The sequence below is a fragment of the Micromonospora sp. NPDC048169 genome (genome assembly GCF_040652815.1).
GTDB lineage: Bacteria > Actinomycetota > Actinomycetes > Mycobacteriales > Micromonosporaceae > Micromonospora.
On the sequence record NZ_JBEZMS010000011.1, the window covers coordinates 133,360 to 150,880 of the forward strand.

13 protein-coding genes are annotated in these 17,521 nt (G+C 75.2%); 9 read left to right on the forward strand and 4 right to left on the reverse strand.

Annotated features, from left to right (window positions below; genetic code table 11):
* Positions 1-19: 19 nt before the first annotated feature.
* The 3 genes from AB0D28_RS12875 to AB0D28_RS12885 are packed head-to-tail and all read left to right on the forward strand — an operon-like array spanning position 20 to position 4,816.
* Entirely contained in the window at positions 20-1,837 is a 1,818-nt protein-coding gene (locus AB0D28_RS12875) for an ABC transporter (RefSeq protein WP_357385225.1), read from the forward strand.
* Positions 1,834-3,537, forward strand: coding sequence for a GTPase (locus AB0D28_RS12880; RefSeq protein ID WP_357385227.1), 1,704 nt, complete (start codon positions 1,834-1,836; stop codon positions 3,535-3,537). The genes AB0D28_RS12875 and AB0D28_RS12880 overlap by 4 nt, the downstream gene beginning before the upstream one ends.
* A gap of 52 nt (positions 3,538-3,589) precedes the next feature.
* The gene (locus AB0D28_RS12885; protein WP_357385229.1) at positions 3,590-4,816 is read left to right on the forward strand and encodes a hypothetical protein; all 1,227 of its coding nucleotides are present in this window, start codon (positions 3,590-3,592) and stop codon (positions 4,814-4,816) included.
* A gap of 33 nt (positions 4,817-4,849) precedes the next feature.
* Here the strand turns inward: AB0D28_RS12885 and AB0D28_RS12890 are convergent, their stop codons facing one another.
* The gene (locus tag AB0D28_RS12890; protein WP_357385231.1) at positions 4,850-5,596 is read right to left on the reverse strand and encodes a hypothetical protein; all 747 of its coding nucleotides are present in this window, start codon (positions 5,594-5,596) and stop codon (positions 4,850-4,852) included.
* Between the two features lie 486 nt (positions 5,597-6,082).
* On the opposite strand from AB0D28_RS12890, the gene pdhA reads away from it, so the two are divergent.
* From pdhA to AB0D28_RS12920, 6 genes are all read left to right on the forward strand, one after another.
* Complete coding sequence (gene pdhA / locus AB0D28_RS12895) at positions 6,083-7,261, forward strand: pyruvate dehydrogenase (acetyl-transferring) E1 component subunit alpha (RefSeq protein WP_357385233.1); 1,179 nt, start codon at positions 6,083-6,085, stop codon at positions 7,259-7,261.
* The gene (locus tag AB0D28_RS12900; protein WP_357385235.1) at positions 7,261-8,250 is read left to right on the forward strand and encodes an alpha-ketoacid dehydrogenase subunit beta; all 990 of its coding nucleotides are present in this window, start codon (positions 7,261-7,263) and stop codon (positions 8,248-8,250) included. The genes pdhA and AB0D28_RS12900 overlap by 1 nt, the downstream gene beginning before the upstream one ends.
* 5 nt (positions 8,251-8,255) lie before the next feature.
* Positions 8,256-9,719 (forward strand): dihydrolipoamide acetyltransferase family protein, encoded by a 1,464-nt coding sequence (locus AB0D28_RS12905; protein ID WP_357385332.1) that lies wholly within the window; start codon positions 8,256-8,258, stop codon positions 9,717-9,719.
* 224 nt (positions 9,720-9,943) lie between these two features.
* Positions 9,944-10,081, forward strand: a complete 138-nt coding sequence (locus AB0D28_RS12910; protein WP_176730560.1) for a hypothetical protein — start codon at positions 9,944-9,946, stop codon at positions 10,079-10,081.
* A gap of 347 nt (positions 10,082-10,428) precedes the next feature.
* Positions 10,429-13,251 (forward strand): hypothetical protein, encoded by a 2,823-nt coding sequence (locus tag AB0D28_RS12915; RefSeq protein ID WP_357385237.1) that lies wholly within the window; start codon positions 10,429-10,431, stop codon positions 13,249-13,251.
* A gap of 119 nt (positions 13,252-13,370) precedes the next feature.
* Positions 13,371-15,203, forward strand: coding sequence for an NHL domain-containing thioredoxin family protein (locus tag AB0D28_RS12920; protein WP_357385239.1), 1,833 nt, complete (start codon positions 13,371-13,373; stop codon positions 15,201-15,203).
* Between the two features lie 60 nt (positions 15,204-15,263).
* Here AB0D28_RS12920 and AB0D28_RS12925 read toward each other — a convergent pair whose 3' ends face one another.
* Genes AB0D28_RS12925 through AB0D28_RS12935 form a run of 3 tightly spaced genes read right to left on the reverse strand, consistent with a single transcriptional unit; the run spans position 15,264 to position 17,477 of the window.
* Positions 15,264-16,013, reverse strand: a complete 750-nt coding sequence (locus AB0D28_RS12925) for a 5-oxoprolinase subunit PxpA (protein ID WP_357385241.1) — start codon at positions 16,011-16,013, stop codon at positions 15,264-15,266.
* Entirely contained in the window at positions 15,997-16,866 is an 870-nt protein-coding gene (locus AB0D28_RS12930; RefSeq protein WP_357385243.1) for a biotin-dependent carboxyltransferase family protein, read from the reverse strand. The genes AB0D28_RS12925 and AB0D28_RS12930 overlap by 17 nt, the downstream gene beginning before the upstream one ends.
* On the reverse strand, positions 16,863-17,477 hold the full coding sequence (locus AB0D28_RS12935; protein ID WP_357385245.1) for an allophanate hydrolase subunit 1: 615 nt from the start codon (positions 17,475-17,477) through the stop codon (positions 16,863-16,865). The genes AB0D28_RS12930 and AB0D28_RS12935 overlap by 4 nt, the downstream gene beginning before the upstream one ends.
* Positions 17,478-17,521 lie beyond the last annotated feature (44 nt).

Below are 17,521 nucleotides of genomic sequence, written 5' to 3' on the forward strand. Positions count from 1 at the left end.
GGTCGGGCACGCTTTAGCGGTGACGACGCATGGCGATTCCGCCACCCGTGCCGGCGCGCCCGCCGTCGCAGCCCGCACCGGAGCCACCACCGGCGACGACCAGCCTGCTCACGCCGCCGACGGCCTGCCCGCCGCGCTCACCGGCCTGCGGGCCGCGATCGGCGCGGCCCGCTTCCCGCTCGCCCTGCCCTCGGCCGAGCCGGCCCGGCACGCCGCGGCGAGCGTCACCGACCAGCTCGACGACTACCTGCTGCCCCGGCTGGCCCGCCTCGACGCCCCGCTCCTGGTGGTCGTCGGCGGCTCCACCGGTGCCGGCAAGTCGACGCTCGTCAACAGCCTGGTGAAGGCGCGGGTCAGTGCGGCCGGTGTGCTCCGCCCGACCACCCGCTCCCCGGTGCTCGTGTGCAGCCCGGCCGACGCCTCCTGGTTCCGGCAGGGCGAGCTGCTGCCCGGCCTGACCCGGACCACCGAACCGAGCGACCAGCCGGGCACCCTGCACCTGGTCACCGCCCCGGCGCTGCCGCCCGGCCTGGCCTTCCTCGACGCACCCGACATCGACTCGGTGGTCGACGCCAACCGGGCGCTCGCCGGCCAGCTCCTCGCCGCCGCCGACCTCTGGCTGTTCGTCACCACCGCCGCCCGCTACGCCGACGCCGTCCCCTGGGAACTGCTGCGCAGCGCCAGCGCCCGGGGCACCGCGGTGGCGATGGTGCTGGACCGGGTACCCCCGGAGGCGGCCGACGAGATCGCCACCCACCTGTCCGAGATGCTCGCCGAGCAGGAACTGGGCGCCGCGCCGCTGTTCGTGCTGCCGGAGACCTGGGTGGACGGGCAGGGGCTGCTGCCGGACCGGATCACCGCACCGCTGAGCGACTGGTTCACCCGGCTGGCCGCCGACGCCGAGGCCCGCGCCGCGGTGGTCCGGCAGACGCTCGACGGCGCGCTCGCCGCGCTGCACCCGGTGGTGGAGGTGCTGGCCGAGGCCGCCGACGAGCAGGTCACCGCCGCCGACGCGCTGGACGAGCGGGTGCGGGCCGCGTACCGCGGCGCGGAGCGGAGCGTCGACCAGGGGCTCAAGGACGGCCGGTTGCTGCGCGGCGAAGTGCTGGCCCGCTGGCAGGAGTTCGTCGGCACCGGCGAGTTCTTCCGTGGGCTGGAGGCCCGCATCGGGCGGCTGCGCGACCGGGTGGTCGCCGCGGTCACCGGACGGCCCGCACCCGCCGCGGAACTGCGTACCGCGATCGAGTCCCAGCTCGTCACGCTGCTGCGCGGGGTGACCGCCGAGGCGGCGGAGAACGCGTACACCAGCTGGAAGGCGCACCCGGCGGGCGCGGCGCTGCTGGAACCGGACCTGGCCCACCCCTCGGCCGACCTGCCCGAGCGGGCCGAGCAGCTCGTCCGCGACTGGCAGCGCGGCGTGCTGGAGCTGGTCCGGGTCGAGGGCGGCGACCGGCGGTTCGTGGCCCGCACGGCCGCGTACGCGGTGAACGCCACCGGCCTCGCCGTCATGATCGGCGTGTTCGCCTCCACCGCGTTCATCCCCACCGGGCTGGAGGTCGCCGCCGGCACCGGCACCGCGGTGGCCGGGCAGACGGTGCTCCAGGCGATCTTCGGCGACCAAGCGGTCCGCAACCTGGCCCGCACGGCCCGCGTCGACCTGCTCGACCGGGTCGGCAAGCTGCTGGCCGAGGAGGCCGCGCGCTACCTGACCCGCACCGAGGCCGAACGCCCGGCCGCGAACGCCGGCGCGGCGCTGCGCTGGGCCGCCGTCGAGGTCGAGCGGGCCCGGCACCGCAGCGGTCTGTTCCCGACCCCCGAGCAGGACGGCCGCCCGTGAGCGCAGGCAAGGACGGCACCGTGAGCAACATCGTGGGACGGATACGCGAGGCGATGCGGGGTGAGCAGCGGGTCGACCCGGACGTCCTGATCGAACGGCTGACCGCGATCCAGCGGTTCCTCGGCGCGGTGGACGGCCACGTGCCCGACGCCCAGCTCGTCCCCGCCCACACGGTGGTCGAGCGCGCCGGTGACCGCCTCGCGCTCTCCGGCCGGCACACGGTGGTCGCGCTCGCCGGCGCGACCGGCAGCGGCAAGTCGAGCCTGTTCAACTCGCTGGCCCGGCTCGACCTCTCCCCGGTCGGCGTGCGCCGGCCCACCACCGGTGTCGCGCACGCCTGCGTGTGGGGCCCCCTGGACGGCGCGGTCCGGCTGCTCGACTGGGTGGGGGTGCTGCCCCGGCACCGGTTCGTCCGGGAGAGCCCGCTCGACGGCGACGACGAGTCGAACCTGCACGGCCTGGTGCTGCTCGACCTGCCCGACTTCGACTCGGTGCAGCACGGCCACCGGCTGGAGGTCGACCGCCTGCTCGGCCTGGTCGACCTGGTGGTCTGGGTGGTCGACCCGCAGAAGTACGCCGACCGCGTGATCCACACCAGCTACCTGCGCGAGTTCCACAGGCACCGGGACGTCACGGTCGTGGTGCTCAACCAGGCCGACCGGCTGCACCCGACCGAGCTGCCCAAGGTCCTCGACGACCTGCGCCGGCTGCTCGACGCCGACGGGCTGGACGGGGTGCCGCTGCTGCCCACAGTCGCGGTGGACCCGAACGGGCTGGACGGGCTGCGGGCCGAGCTGGAGCGCACGGTCGCCGAGCGGCAGGCCGCGCTGCGCCGGCTCTCCGGCGACGTGGACGCCGTGGTGGCCGATCTCGAACCGCTCGTGGGGCCGGAGCCGCCGCGCACCCGGCCCGGTGACGCCTCGGCACAGGAGCTGACCCGGGCACTCGCCGGGGCGGCCGGGGTGCCGACGGTGGCGGCGGCGGTGGAGGGCGCGTACCGGCACCGGGCGGTGGGCAACACCGGCTGGCCGCTGCTGCGGAGCTGGCGCAAGCTGCGGCCGGATCCGCTGCGCCGGCTGCACCTGTCCGGCCGGGATCCGGACGCGCCGGCGGAGAGCCTGGTCGCGGCCACCTCCGTACCCGATCCGACGGCCGCGCAGCGCTCCGCCGTCACGCTGGCGATCCGCGCGGTGGCCGAGCGGTCCGGGGCCGGCCTGCCGGTGCCGTGGCCCACCGCGGTGACCGCCGCGGCCCGGGCCCGGCAGGCCGACCTGCCGGGCGCGCTCGACCACGCGGTCGCGGCGACCGACCTGGGCATGGAGCGGCGACCGGCCTGGTGGCGGGTGGTGGGCGCGCTCCAGTGGGTGGTCACCCTCGCCGCGCTGGCCGGCCTGGTCTGGCTGCTCCTCGGGTACGCGGTGCGCCTGCTCGGCCTGCCGCCGCTGGAGCACCCGACGCTCGGCGTGGTGCCGTGGCCGACCGTCCTGCTGCTCGGCGGCCTGCTGGCCGGGCTGCTGATCGCGGCGGTGACCCGGCCGGTGGTCGGGTGGGCGGCCCGGCGGGCCCGGTCGCGGGCCGAGGAACGCCTGCTCACGTCGGTGGGCAGCGTCAGCGAGAAGTACGTGCTGGACCCGGTCTGGGCGGTGCTGGCGCGCTACGGCACGGCGCGGGACGCGCTGCGCGAGGCGGGACGGCGCTGAGCCCGGCGTGCTGACCGGTGTGAGGGCGGCGCGTGCGGCGTAGGGTCGACGCATGGCCACGCCACAGACCCCCTACGACGCGGTGCTGCACGCCGCGCGCGACGTGACGAGGCTCGACTCGGCCCTGGACGCGGAAATGCTCGGCGCCGCGTTGCTGGGCAGCGTCTACGCCGTCGCGGAGCACGACCGGGAGCAGGCCGTCCGCGAGTTCGTCAGCGGCTTCCTCGCCGCCACGTCCCGGCGCCGCAGCGCCGCCGCGACCACCCTGCGGGCCGTCTTCGCCGCCCTGGTGCCCGACGCCGAGGGCGCCGCCCGGGTCCGGCCCGGCGCGTACGCCCCGTCGTGGGCCGGCCAGCTCGGCCGGGTGCGCGTGACGGGCGCCTGGGCCTACGGCGACGTGTACGGCGACCAGACCTCCTACCTCGCCACCTTCGCGTACGACGACGAGGAGGAAGGCGGCCCGGAGCACGCCCTGGTGGCCCTCGTCGACCACAACATCGGCATCACCAAGGACGTCTTCGTCGGCGGTCCGGCCGGACGGATCGTCGAGCAGGCCCGGGAGATCTGCACCGAGGACGAGTTCACCTGGTTCCGCACCGAGGACCCGGCCCGGATGCACGCCGAGGTGAGCCGTCACCTGGCGGTCACCGACGACCTCGCCGAGCTGCCCGCGCAGGGCTCGCTCGCCACCGACCGGGCGCTGGTGGGCGCCCGGCTGGCCGCGCTGCCGGGGCCGACGCCGCCGCCCGGTCCGGCGGTCGTGCCGCCGCCCACCGACGAGGAACGCACCCGCCTGGTCCGGGTTTTCCTCGACTCGCCGGAGGCGGCCCGGTTCGGCCTGCCCGAGGTGGCCGACGGCGAGCTGGCCTCGCTGCATTTCTGCCTCGGCCTGCTGCTCGACCACGCGGCCAGCTTCCCTGATGCCGACCCGATGCGGTGGAGCCCGATGGTGGCCGAGCTGTTCCTGCTCGACTGGGTGCACCGCCGCGCCGTGCTGGACATGGACGACGCGGCGATGCTTCCCCGGGTGCTGCGCGCCTGGGCGGCGTACGCGGCCCGGCAACGCGGGCTGTCGCAGCCGGCCGCCGCCCGGACGGACGAGGCGATCACCGAGATGGTCCCGGAGTTCGCCCGGCTCTACAGCACCGGCGAGCGGCGCAGTCCGGCCACCGCGGCGGTGGCCCAGCTGATGGCGGACGGGGTGGACCCGGACGACCCGGAGGCGCTGAACGCGTGGATCGAGGCGAACCGTCACCGCCTCACCGACGACCCGGCCTGACCCGAGGCGCCCCGTCGTCGCGTGGCCACGCCCCTAGGCGGTCGCTGTGGGCGTCGGCGTATCGGCTGGTGTTGTCGGCTCGGCGGTGGAACCCGACGACGACGTGGCGGTGGGCTCGGTGGTGGGGTCCGAGGGCGGCTCGGACGTCGGCTCGGCGGTGTCCGAGGGCTCGGAGGTCGGCTCGACTGTCGTGACGGACGGCTCGGGGCTCGGGCTGGGGCTCGGGGTCCGGCTGGGCTCGGGCGTACCCGGGTGCGACGGCGACGGTGAGGGCACCGGAGACGGGCGCGGCGGGCGTACCGGCGTGGGACGGACCGGCGTGGACGGCGGCGGCGGTACGGCGACCGGGCGGGACCGGCGCCGGGAGCCGAGGTCGCTGTCGTCGGGCAGGGCCGGCGCCGCCGGGAGTACCGGGATGAACGGTCGCGCCGGGGGCACCGAGGTCACGTCGACGGCGGGCGTGGGTGTGGACGGCACGGGGGCCTGGGTGCCGTGCGGCATCGGGATGACCACCGGTCCGACGGAGGGGGTCGGCAGGAACGGGGTGCTCGTGTCGGGGAGCGCGCTGTTGCCGACGGTGGCCGAGCCGGTGCTGATCGCGGCGAGGATCGGCATCGACGCGGTGCCGGCGAGCAGGGCCACGGTGAGCAGGTAGCCGCGGCTGGGACCGCCGGTTCCGGAGGCGCGGTGCGCGCCCACGATCCGGCGGTACGGCGAGGCGGGCAGCGCCCGGTGCCGGCCGAGGAGGGGCGTACCGGGCGGACCCTCTGGTTCGGACACCGGCACACTCCTCACGTGCGGACAGGACGGGAGAGCGCGCGCGGATATTAGGACAAATGCCGCGCTAGGGCTCGACGTCAGCTTGACCCAGTGACGCTCAGTTCACCAGCCGCAACCGCGTGTCGACACACATTTTGTACGTCGGGCCCTCCCGCCACTGCGGACAAACCCGCTTATCCGTCGTCAACCCGACCGAACCTCACCTGCGAGGGAGGCCATACTGTGGGCCCGCTCACCTCCTCTGCAATCATTCAGGCATGACGGCAACGCAGCCGGCACCTCCGCGTACCCCGCGGCTGGTGCGGAACGATGCCGGCGCTCCCGGGCCAGGGTCCGTCCCCGACTGACTCCGGCTCACGCCGCGCGGCAACCCCTACCGGGGTGAGGCGCGGTCGCCAGGGACCGACCCGGCACCAGCCGGGCGGCGCACGAGGTGCTCGGCTCGGGTCACCCCCGGCGCCGGCGCAGACAGACAGGGAGAGACGGATGGCAAAGGGCGACCCCGGGGCCGCCACCCGCAGCAAGCGGGCCGCACCCCGCACCAGACGCGCCGCCGCGACCGGTGAACCGGAACTCGTACAGCTGCTGACCCCCGAGGGTGAGCGGATCGAGACCGCGCTCGGCCCGGACGGGACCGAGTATCGCGTCGACTTCACCGACGAGGAGTACCGCGGGCTCTACCGCGACCTCGTGCTGGTCCGCAAGCTGGACGCCGAGGCCACCGCCCTGCAGCGCCAGGGCGAGCTGGGCCTGTGGGCCAGCCTGCTGGGCCAGGAGGCCGCGCAGGTCGGCTCCGGCCGGGCGCTGCGTACGCAGGACATGGCCTTCCCGACCTACCGCGAGCACGGCGTGCTCTACTGCCGCGGCATCGACCCGATCATGCCGCTGGGCCTGTTCCGTGGCGTCGACCAGGGCGGCTGGGACCCGAACGAGTTCAAGTTCAACATGTACACGATCGTCATCGGGGCGCAGACCCTGCACGCGACCGGGTACGCCATGGGCGTCGCCATGGACGGCAAGACCGGCGGCGAGGACGGCGAGGCGGTCATCGCCTACTTCGGCGACGGCGCCACCAGCCAGGGCGACGTCAACGAGTCGTTCGTCTGGGCCAGCGTCTTCAACGCCCCGCTGGTGTTCTTCTGCCAGAACAACCAGTACGCCATCTCCGAGCCGCTGGAGCGGCAGACCCGCGTGCCGCTGTACCGGCGGGCCGGCGGTTTCGGCTTCCCCGGCGTCCGGGTGGACGGCAACGACGTGCTCGCGTCGTACGCGGTGACCCGGCACGCGCTGGACAACGCGCGCAACGGCCAGGGCCCGAGCCTGATCGAGGCGTACACCTACCGGATGGGCGCGCACACCACCTCGGACGACCCGACCCGCTACCGCATCGCCAGCGAGGTCGAGGCGTGGCAGGCCAAGGACCCGATCGCCCGGATGAAGGCGTTCCTCACCAAGCAGAAGATCGCCGACGAGTCGTTCTTCACCGAGGTCGACGAGCAGGCCCGCACCGAGTCGGTGCACCTGCGCGAGCGCGTGCTCGCCATGCCCGACCCGCAGCCGGTGACCATGTTCGACCACGTCTACCCCAACGGCTCTCCCGAGCTGGACGAGCAGCGGGCCCGGTTCACGCAGTACATGGAGTCCTTCGAGGGGAGCGCGCACTGATGGCCACGGAGACGCTCACCCTCGGCAAGGCACTCAACACCGGCCTGCGGCGGGCCCTGGAGAACGACCCCAAGGTCGTCATCATGGGCGAGGACGTCGGCAAGCTCGGCGGCGTGTTCCGGATCACCGACGGCCTCCAGAAGGACTTCGGCGACCAGCGCGTGATCGACACCCCGCTGGCGGAGTCCGGCATCATCGGCACCGCCGTCGGCCTGGCCATCCGTGGTTTCCGGCCGGTCTGCGAGATCCAGTTCGACGGCTTCGTCTACCCCGCGTACGACCAGATCGTGTCGCAGGTGGCGAAGATGCACTACCGCTCGCAGGGCAAGGTGCGGATCCCGATGGTCATCCGCATCCCGTTCGGCGGCGGCATCGGCGCTGTCGAGCACCACTCCGAGTCGCCCGAGGCGTACTTCGCGCACACCGCCGGTCTCAAGGTGGTGAGCTGCGCGAACCCGCAGGACGCGTACGTGATGATCCAGCAGGCCATCGCGTCGGACGACCCGATCGTGTTCCTGGAGCCGAAGCGGCGCTACTGGGAGAAGGGTCCGGTGGACCTGGACGCGCCGGTCGCCGACGCGTACCCGCTGCACTCGGCCCGGGTCGTGCGGGCCGGCACCGACGCGACGGTGCTGGCGTACGGCCCGATGGTCCGCACCGCGCTGGACGCGGCCACCGCCGCCGCCGAGGACGGCCGCGAGCTGGAGGTCATCGACCTGCGCACGATCTCGCCGCTGGACCTGACCGCCGTGTACGAGTCGGTGCGGCGCACCGGCCGCTGCGTGGTGGTGCACGAGGCCCCGGGCAACCTGGGTCTCGGGTCGGAGATCGCGGCCCGGATCACCGAGGAGTGCTTCTACTCCCTGGAGTCCCCGGTGCTGCGGGTGACCGGCTTCGACACCCCCTACCCGGCCGCCCGGGTGGAGGAGGAGTACCTGCCCGACCTGGACCGGGTGCTCGACGCCGTCGACCGCACCTTCGGCTGGTGAGCGGCATGTCCCGGATCAAGGAGTTCAACCTTCCCGACCTCGGCGAGGGCCTGACCGAGGGCGAGATCCTCGCCTGGCTCGTCAAGGTCGGCGACGACATCGAGCTGAACCAGCCGATCGTCGAGGTGGAGACCGCCAAGGCGGCGGTCGAGATCCCGGCGAAGTGGGCCGGCCGGGTGCAGGCGATCTTCCACCCGGAGGGGTCGACCGTCGAGGTCGGCGTGCCGATCATCGCGATCGACACCGACCCGGGCGCCGGGCCGATCGAGGAGTCGACCACCGCCGTCCCCACGTCGGAGCTGCCCACCCCGTCGGCCGCGTCGCTGGCGGCGGTGCAGGTCGCGCCCGCCGAGGGCATGGTCGAGCCGGGCCTGATCGGTGGTGTGGCCCCGGGTGGGCGTACCGCCGTGCTGGTCGGCTACGGCCCGCGCAACGCCCCGGCCAAGCGCCGTCCGCGCAGGGGCGACGTGCCGGCGCAGCCGGCCGCACCGGCTCAGGCCGCCGCCCCGGCGGCACCCGCGCCTGTCGCTCCCGCGCCGGTGACGCCGGCGGTGAACGGCAACGGCCGGGTCTCCGGTCCGGTGCTGGCCAAGCCGCCGGTCCGCAAGCTGGCGAAGGATCTCGGCATCGACCTGGCCACGCTCACCGGCTCGGGTCCGCTCGGCTCGATCACCCGCGAGGACGTACAGCGGGCGGCGACGGCGACCCCGGCGGCGGCCGAGCCGCTGACGGTCGCGGCACCGGCCGCGTCGGCGGCGAGCTTCGGCGCGGACCGCGAGCAGCGCATCCCGGTCAAGGGGGTACGCAAGCTCACCGCCGAGAACATGGCCCGCTCGGCATTCACCGCCCCGCACGTCACGGAGTTCCTGACCGTCGACGTGACCCGGGCGATGAAGGCGCTGGACCGGCTGCGTGACCGGCGCGAGTGGCGGGACGTACGCGTCTCACCGCTGCTGCTCGTCGCCAAGGCGGTGCTGCTGGCGGTCAAGCGGCACCCGATGGTCAACTCGACCTGGGCCGGCGACGAGATCGTGGTGAAGGAGTACGTCAACCTCGGCATCGCGGCGGCCACCGAACGCGGTCTGATCGTGCCGAACATCAAGGACGCCGGGCGACTCTCGCTACGCGAGCTGGCGGACGCGATGACGGAGCTGGTGCGGACCGCGAAGTCGGGCCGGACGTCCCCGTCGGACATGTCCGGCGGCACGCTCACCATCACCAACGTCGGCGTCTTCGGCGTCGACACCGGTACGCCGATCCTGCCCCCGGGCGAGTCGGCGATCCTCGCCTTCGGCGCGGTACGCGAGCAGCCGTGGGTGCACAAGGGCAAGGTCAAGCCGCGCCTGGTGACCACGCTGGGGCTGTCCTTCGATCACCGGATCATCGACGGTGAGCTGGGCTCGAAGTTCCTCCGCGACATCGGGGACTTCCTGGCCGACCCGGAGGCGGCGCTGCTCGCCTGGACCTGACGTACCACCGCTCCGGTCACGGCCGGTGTGCCACGGGTGAACGCCCGGCACACCGGCCGCGGCCGTTGAGGGAACAGAATCAAAGGGTCCGCAGTCGTGTGGACCTACGATCCTTAGGTACGTGGTTCAGCTCACCTAATAATCGATGGCGATCGGCGGCCCGGTGCGCTTAAATAGAGACATCAAGGGGCTGACAACCGAATAGCCAGGAGGAGAGACCCGAGATGAGCATGATCGAGCGAATCCGCACCCGCCGCGACGCCAACCGCCGCGCCCGCGCCATCGAGCACGCGCTGCGGTCCGCCAACTCGCCCGCGGTCCGCGAGGAGCTTCTCGCCATCGCCCAGCGTCACCTGAGCTGACGCCACACACCTTTCTCACCTCCTCCAGTCCGAAGACCCGCCCGGCACCGGGCGGGTCTTCGGCGTATCGGTATCGCTCGGCACCGGGATTCCACCTCGCTCCACCGCCCGGTACGGTTGGCACGGTCGCCAACCGGCTGACTCCGGACGCACGAGAGACAGCGAAACCCATCGACGTCGTCCGGTGACATTCGGTGACCGCTGATGCTCCCCCGAGCGGCCTCGGGCGACCACCGGATACGGTGCGGGGAGCCCGCACGGCCGGTACCCGCCGGCGACGCCGGCAGCCGTGCCGACGGTCTCCCGACCGGCATCGGCGGCCGACCTGTGATGGAGGAGGCGCACCCATGACGTCCGAGGCTCCGCACCGCCCCGGCCACGAGCCGGGCGAGGTGTCGCCGGGCACCGGCGGACCGGTGCCGTACGGCGATCAGCCGGCGCAGCAGGACAACGGGTACAACGGCGCACCCGACCTCGGCTGGGCACCGCCCCCGCCCGCCGGCCGGCCCGCGCAGCCGGCCCCTGCCTGGGCCGCGAACGACGACCAGCCACCCGCGTGGGCCCCGCCCGCCGGCCAGCCGGTGACCGGGCGGGCGACCGCCCAGGTCCCGCAGCCCGCCTGGGGCGGCAACGACCAGGGCAACCCCGCCTGGGCCGGTTCCGGCGGCCCCGCCTGGGGCAACCAGGAGCAGCCCGGACCGGACCGCGCCGCCGACCCGTCGCCGCCCGCCTGGGCCGCCACGCCGCCGGGCAGCCCGGCCGAGCCGGCGCAGGCCCCCTGGACCGCCGAGCAGAACCGTCCCGGCCGGGGCTCCGGCGATCAGCCGGGCTGGTCGCCGGCAGGTGACCAGGCCGCACGCGGCACCGGTTACGTGCCCGCCCCGGCCACCGTGCCGAACGAGACCTGGGTCACGCCCAGCCCGGCGGACGACCCGCACCGCTCCGGCGGCTTCGCGCCCACCGGCGGGCAGCACGACGACGCTCCCGGCCGCGCCGGTGGCTGGGCCGCCGCGCCGCCGCCGGACGACCCGAACCGCTCCGGCGGCTGGAACCCGCGCGACGAGCAGCCCGCCGCGTCCGACGACCCGAACCGCTCGGGCGGCTGGAACCCACGGGAGAGCCAGCCGGCCTGGGCACCGGGTCAGCAGACCGGCTACACCTGGCCGCCGGCCGACCCGTCGCCGCCCGCCCGGGCCGCCGCCGCGGTCCCGGTGCCCGGCGCCGCCCGGCCGGACAACGCCTGGTCCGCTGCCGAGCAGTCCGATCAGGACGGCCGCTCGCCGGAGGACAGCGGCGGCTGGCGGCAGTCGGGTGCGCCGCAACACGACGAGGGACACCGGTCCGGCGGCTGGCCCGCCCCGCAGGCCGAGAACCGGTCCGGCGGCTGGGACGAGCCGGCCCGCAGCGAGGACCCGGACCGTTCCGGCGGCTGGGCCGCCGGTCGCGCCGCAAGCCCGGCCGAGGCGCAGCCGGGCGGCTGGGAGCCGAACCAGAGCCGGCAGGCCGGTGGCTGGAACGACGGCCCCGCCGCACCGCAGCAGCGTGACTCCGGCGAGCAGGGCGGTGCCTGGGGTGGCGCCGCCGTACCGCGGCAGCACGAGAGCGGGCGGCCGGCTGACGAACCGGCGCAGCCCGCCTGGGGTGCCGCCGCGCCGGCCGAGGCCCGCGCGAGCGTGCCCGCACCGTCTCCCGACGCGCCCTCCGGCTGGGGCGGCAACCAGGACGAGCGTCCGGCCGCACCGTCGCCCGAGCCGTGGTCGCCGGCCGAGGCGTGGGGCCGGTCCGAGGACTCCGCTCCGGCCTATCAGCCAGCGCCCGCGCCGGGCATCTCCCCCGGCAACGCGGTGCCGTTGCCGGCGCAGCAGCAGCGGGTGCCGGGCGCCGCGCTGGCCGCCGCGCCGCCCGCCGACCAGCCGGGCACCGAACCCCAGGGGTACGAGCCGGAGCGCGGCGACGGCGCCTGGGGGGCGTCCCGCCCGGAGGAGCCGCAGTCGCCCGCCGTTCCCACGCCGCGTACCTCCCCGGAGGGCGGCCCGGTCTCGGCGAGCGCGTCGGTCCCGGTGGCCAGCCGGGTCACCCCGCCGTCCGACCAGCCGCTGCCGACCAGCGCCCCGACGCCGCAGCCCCGGGTGTACGGCCGGCCCGCCCGCCCGGAGCCCGAGGACGCCCACGAGCCCGACGAGACCGGGTACCCCGGCCAGGACGGGCCGCACGGCAACGGCTTCCCTGGGCCGGGCCGGCAGGCGAGGTCCGAGGACGCCGACGGCCCGCACGGGTACGCCGGAGCGCCCTCCGAGCCGGCCGCGCCGCCGTCGTTCCCGGTCGGCGTGCCGTCCTTCGTGGACCCGCCCGGCAACACCCGTCCCGCAAACGGCGTGCACCCGGGCGGCGAGCAGCCCGACGTGCGTGACCCGTTCGGCGGTCCGCAGAGCCCGTACGGCGGCCAGGACGCATTCGGCGGCCCGGGCTCGTACGGCGCTCCCGGCGGCCAGGACGCGTTCGGCGGCCCGGGCGGCCGGCCGGAGACGTTCGACGGGCCGGGCGGGCAGCAGGCACCGTTCGGCAGCCCGGCCGCGCGGCCCGAGCCGTTCGGCGGGCCGGATGCGTTCGGCAGCCCGGCCGGGCGGCCGGAGCCGTTCGGCGAGCCGGACCGGTTCGGGCCGTCGGCCGGGGGCCGTGCCTCGGTAGCCGTGCCCGGCCAGGGCCCAGCCGGCGGGATGAACGCCTTCCCGCCCCCGCCCCAGCAGGCCCCGCCCGCCTGGGCGCAGGACGGCCCCGGCGGCGAGCCGGAGCAGGGCCGCTTCGACGCGTTCAAGCCGGATGCCGTCGAGTCGCAGACCGAGGCGCCCCCGCCGAAGGTGCGCAACGGCCGGGTGCTCGCCGCCGTACTGATCGCGGCGGTGCTCATCCTCGCCGTGCCGCTGGGTCTGCTGACGCTGCTCGGCAAGGTCGGCGACGACAAGTCGGCGGGCTTCGACCCGGCGGTCGGCTCCTGCGTGAAGCAGTCCGGCACGAGCGCCGTGGCCGCCGACTGCGGCGAGCCGGGCGCGTTCAGCGTGGTGTCGAAAGTGGACAACAAGGACAAGTGCGCCGACCAGGCGCAGCCATCGGTCTCGGTGGAGGGCGGCGGGACCACCCGGGTGCTCTGCCTGAAGCCGGCCGGCCAGTAACCGCACGTACGCGGAGCGCCCATCCCTCGCCGGGGTGGGCGCTCCGCCGTTTCCGGTGTGCGTCTGTTCACCCCCGGATCGCCGGGAGCGCGCCGCGCCGGTGCGGCACGATGGAGGGCATGAGCGCACGCGTACGGGCACCGGAACTGCGGGGTCGGGCCTGGCTGAACACCGGCGGCAAGGCCGTCACGCTGGCCGATCTTCGCGGCAAGATCGTTTTGCTCGACTTCTGGACGTTCTGCTGCGTCAACTGCCTGCACGTGCTCGACGAGCTGCGCCCGCTCGAAGAGAAGTACGGCGACGTCCTGGTCGTGATCGGGGTCCACTCGCCGAAGTTCGAGCACGAGAAGGACCCGGCGGCGCTGGCCGCGGCCGTCGAGCGGTACGGCGTGCACCACCCGGTGCTCGACGACGCCGAGATGGACATGTGGCAGCAGTACGCGGCCAAGGCGTGGCCGACCCTGGCCGTGGTCGACCCCGAGGGGTACGTGGTCGCCACCATGGCCGGCGAGGGGCACGCCGAAGGGCTGGCCCGGCTGGTCGACGAGCTGATCGCCACCCACGAGGCGAAGGGCACGCTGCACCGGGGCGAGGGCCCGTACGTGCCTCCCGCCGAGCCGGACACCGTGCTGCGGTTCCCCGGCAAGGCCGTACCTCTCGAAGGCGGGAACCTACTGGTCAGCGACTCGGCCCGGCACTCCCTGGTCGAGCTGGCCGCCGACGGCGAGACGGTGGTCCGCCGCATCGGCACCGGTGCCCGGGGCCGGACCGACGGCCCGCCCTCCGCCGCCACGTTCGCCGAGCCGCAGGGGCTCTGCCTGCTGCCGCCGCACGTGGCCGAGGTGGCCGGTTACGACGTGGTCGTCGCGGACACTGTCAACCACCTGCTGCGCGGCGTACGGCTGTCCTCCGGCGAGGTGGTCACGGTGGCGGGCAGCGGGCGGCAGTGGCGCTCGACCGTCGACGACCACGCGCACGACGCCCGCGCTGTCGACCTGTCGTCCCCGTGGGACGTGGCCTGGTACGACGACCGGGTGGTCGTCGCGATGGCCGGCATCCACCAGCTCTGGTGGTTCGACCCGATCAAGCGGACCGCCGGCATGTACGCCGGCACCACCGTCGAGGCGCTGCGGGACGGCCCGCTGCCGGACGTGTGGATGGCCCAGCCGTCCGGGTTGTCGGTGTCGGCCGACGGCAGCCGGCTCTGGGTCGCGGACAGCGAGACGAGCGCGATCCGGTGGGTCTCCGGCGGCGTGATGCACACCGCCGTCGGGCAGGGCCTGTTCGACTTCGGGCACGTGGACGGCCCGGCCGACCAGGCGTTGCTCCAGCACCCGCTGGGCGTGTGCGCGCTGCCCGACGGCTCGGTGCTGATCGCCGACACGTACAACGGTGCGGTGCGCCGCTTCGACCCGGAGACCGGGCGGGTGGGCACCGTGGCGGACGGGCTGGCCGAGCCGAGCGACCTGGTGCTCACCGGTGAGGGCGACGTGCTGGTGGTCGAGTCGGCCGCGCACCGGCTGACCCGGCTGGCGCCGGGCGCGCTGACGTCGGCCGGGGCGAACACGGTGGACGGCCCCCGGCACCGGCTGGAACGGAAACCGACCGACGTGGCGGCCGGGGAGCTGACCCTGGACGTGATCTTCACGCCGGCGCCGGGGCAGAAGCTCGACGAGACGTACGGGCCGTCGACCCGGCTGGTGGTCTCGGCGTCCCCGCCGGAGTTGCTAATCGAGGGCGCGGGCACCACCACCGACCTGTCCCGCAGGCTGGTGGTCAGCGGCGACGTGGCGCAGGGGGTGCTTCAGGTGACGGCCCAGGCGGCGACCTGCGACGCCGACGTGGAGCACGCGGCCTGCCACCTGACGCGGCAGGACTGGGGCGTGCCGGTCCGGGTGGTCACCGGTGGCGCGACCCGTGTGCCGCTGGTCCTGCGCGGGATGGACGCCTGACGGCGCGTGTTAAGAAGGGCCCCTTCCTCTACCGAGGGCGTTAACAGGGGGCCCTTCCTTTCACGCGAACGGAGTGGGCGTGACCCCCGCGTCGACGAGCGCGGCCCGCACGAGTTCCGCACACCGCACCGCCCCCGGCGTGTCCCCGTGCAGGCAGATCGACTCGACCGGGCAGGGAATCACCGTGTCGTCCACAGCGACCAGGGTCCGCTCGACGGCCATCCGTACCGCCCGGGCGGCCACCTGCTCCGGGTCGGTCACCAACGCGTCCGGTGAGCCGCGCGGCACCAGCGTGCCGTTTGGCAGGTAGTTGCGGTCGGCGAAGCCCTCGGCCACCACGCGCAGGCCCGCGCCGGCCGCCAACTGGGCCAGCACGGTGCCGGGCTGGCAGAGCACCGGCAGCTCGTGGTCGTACCCGCTGATCGCCGCCACCAGCGCGGCGGCCTGGCCCTCGTCGCGGGCTGCCGCGTGGTAGAGCGCGCCGTGCGGTTTGAGGTAGCGGACCCGGGTGCGGTACAGCCGGCAGAAGGCGTCGAGCGCCCCGAGCTGGTAGATCGTCTCGTCGCGCAGCTCGGCGAAGTCGTACGCGATGTGCCGCCGGCCGAAGCCGGCGAGGTCCCGGTACCCGACCTGCGCGCCCACCGCGACGCCGCGTTCGGCGGCGCCGGCGCAGACCCGGTGCATGGTGGCCGCGTCACCGGCGTGGAAGCCGCAGGCGACGTTCGCGGAGCTGATCAGGTCGAGCAGCGCGTGGTCGTCGCCCAGCCGCCAGCTTCCGAATCCCTCGCCCAGGTCAGCGTTGAGGTCCATGGAACGTCACCGTAGTGCCTGGCCGGGCCTGGGCGAGCGCTGTCACGTCGTCCACCACCCCGATGACCGGGTACCCCCCGGTGGTGGGGTGGTCGGCCAGGAAGACCAGCGGCCGGCCGTCCGGCGGCACCTGCACCGCGCCGAGCACCAGACCCTCGCTGGGCAGTTCACCGGCGACCGCGCGGGGCAGCGCCGCGCCGGCCAGTCGCGCGCCGACCCGGTTGCTGTCCGGGCTCATCGTGTACGCGGCGCGGCACAGCAGGTCGAGCGCCTCGGGGGTGAACCAGTCCTGCCGGGGCCCGGGGCGCACGGCCAGCCGCAGTTCGTCGGGGACCGGCCCGGTGACGGCGAGGTCGACGGGTGCGGGTGGGCCGGCCGGGGTGCCGAGCGGCAGCCGGTCCCCGTCGCGCAGCGGCGGCGGCCCGAGGCCGGAGAGCGTGTCGGTGGCGCGGCTGCCGAGCACCGGCTCGACGGCGATCCCGCCGCTGACCGCCAACCAGGTCCGCACCCCGGCGCGGGCCGGTCCGACGCGCAGCACCGCGCCCGCCGGGAGCGAGAGCGCCCGTCCCACGTCCCCCGGGCGCGGTTGTGTGTCCCCGGCCCGCCACTCGACGGTCACGTCGGCCGGGGCGCCGGTGAGCGCGACGGCGACGGCCCGGGTGAACCGCAGTACGCAGCCGGTCATGGTGATCTCCAGGCCGGCGGCGCGTTCGTCGTTGCCGGCGAGCCGGTTGGCCAGGCGCAGGGCGGCCGGGTCGAGGGCGCCGGAGCGGGGGACGCCGAGGTGCGCCCACCCGGGGCGGCCCTGGTCCTGGACGGTGGTGAGCGCTCCGGCCCGCAGCACCTCGATCACGGGGGGTCGACCAGCCGGACCCGGGTGCCGGGGGTGAGCCGGGCGGGCGGGTCGGCGTGCACGTCGAACAGCGGCAGATCGGTGCGGCCGACGAGCAGCCAGCCGCCGGGGGACGCGGTGGGGTAGATGCCCGCGTACGGGCCGGCGAGCGCGACCGAGCCGGCCGGCACCCGGGTACGCGGCGTGGCGAGCCGGGGCACCGCCAGCTCGGGCGGCAGCCCGGTCAGGTACGCGAACCCGGGCGCGAACCCGCAGAACGCGACCCGGAACTCGGTGCGCCGGAGCCGGTCGGCGACGGCCGGCACGTCGACGTGCCAGTGTTCCGCGACCAGTGGGAGGTCGTCGCCGTCGTACACGACCGGCACCCGTACCTCGGCGGCGGCCGTGCCGGAGCCGGTGGTGCGGGGGTGCCAGCGGGTGATCCGGACTGCGGTCGCCTCCGGGTCCGGTACGCCGTCGAGCAGCACGGTGACCGCGCCGGGGACGATCTCGGTGGCGGTCAGCTCGCCCGCTTCGCGCCGGTGCCACAGCTCGGCCCGCCACGCCTGCGCCTGGGCCGCGTCGTCACAGTCGAGGAGCAGGGCGTACGCCCCGACCGGCCGGATCCGCATCCGGTCATCCTCCCGTCGGGTGAGGTGACGGTCCACACTACTTA

What these genes read in the sequence shown, in the direction of transcription:
- AB0D28_RS12885 (WP_357385229.1), top strand. Translation starts at nt 3,590, where the DNA reads ATGGCCACGCCACAGACCCCCTACGACGCGGTGCTGCACGCCGCGCGC.
- pdhA (WP_357385233.1), top strand. Translation starts at nt 6,083, where the DNA reads ATGGCAAAGGGCGACCCCGGGGCCGCCACCCGCAGCAAGCGGGCCGCA.
- AB0D28_RS12900 (WP_357385235.1), top strand. Translation starts at nt 7,261, where the DNA reads ATGGCCACGGAGACGCTCACCCTCGGCAAGGCACTCAACACCGGCCTG.
- AB0D28_RS12905 (WP_357385332.1), top strand. Translation starts at nt 8,256, where the DNA reads ATGTCCCGGATCAAGGAGTTCAACCTTCCCGACCTCGGCGAGGGCCTG.
- AB0D28_RS12910 (WP_176730560.1), top strand. Translation starts at nt 9,944, where the DNA reads ATGAGCATGATCGAGCGAATCCGCACCCGCCGCGACGCCAACCGCCGC.
- AB0D28_RS12915 (WP_357385237.1), top strand. Translation starts at nt 10,429, where the DNA reads ATGACGTCCGAGGCTCCGCACCGCCCCGGCCACGAGCCGGGCGAGGTG.
- AB0D28_RS12920 (WP_357385239.1), top strand. Translation starts at nt 13,371, where the DNA reads ATGAGCGCACGCGTACGGGCACCGGAACTGCGGGGTCGGGCCTGGCTG.
- AB0D28_RS12925 (WP_357385241.1), bottom strand. Translation starts at nt 16,013, where the DNA reads ATGGACCTCAACGCTGACCTGGGCGAGGGATTCGGAAGCTGGCGGCTG.
- AB0D28_RS12935 (WP_357385245.1), bottom strand. Translation starts at nt 17,477, where the DNA reads ATGCGGATCCGGCCGGTCGGGGCGTACGCCCTGCTCCTCGACTGTGAC.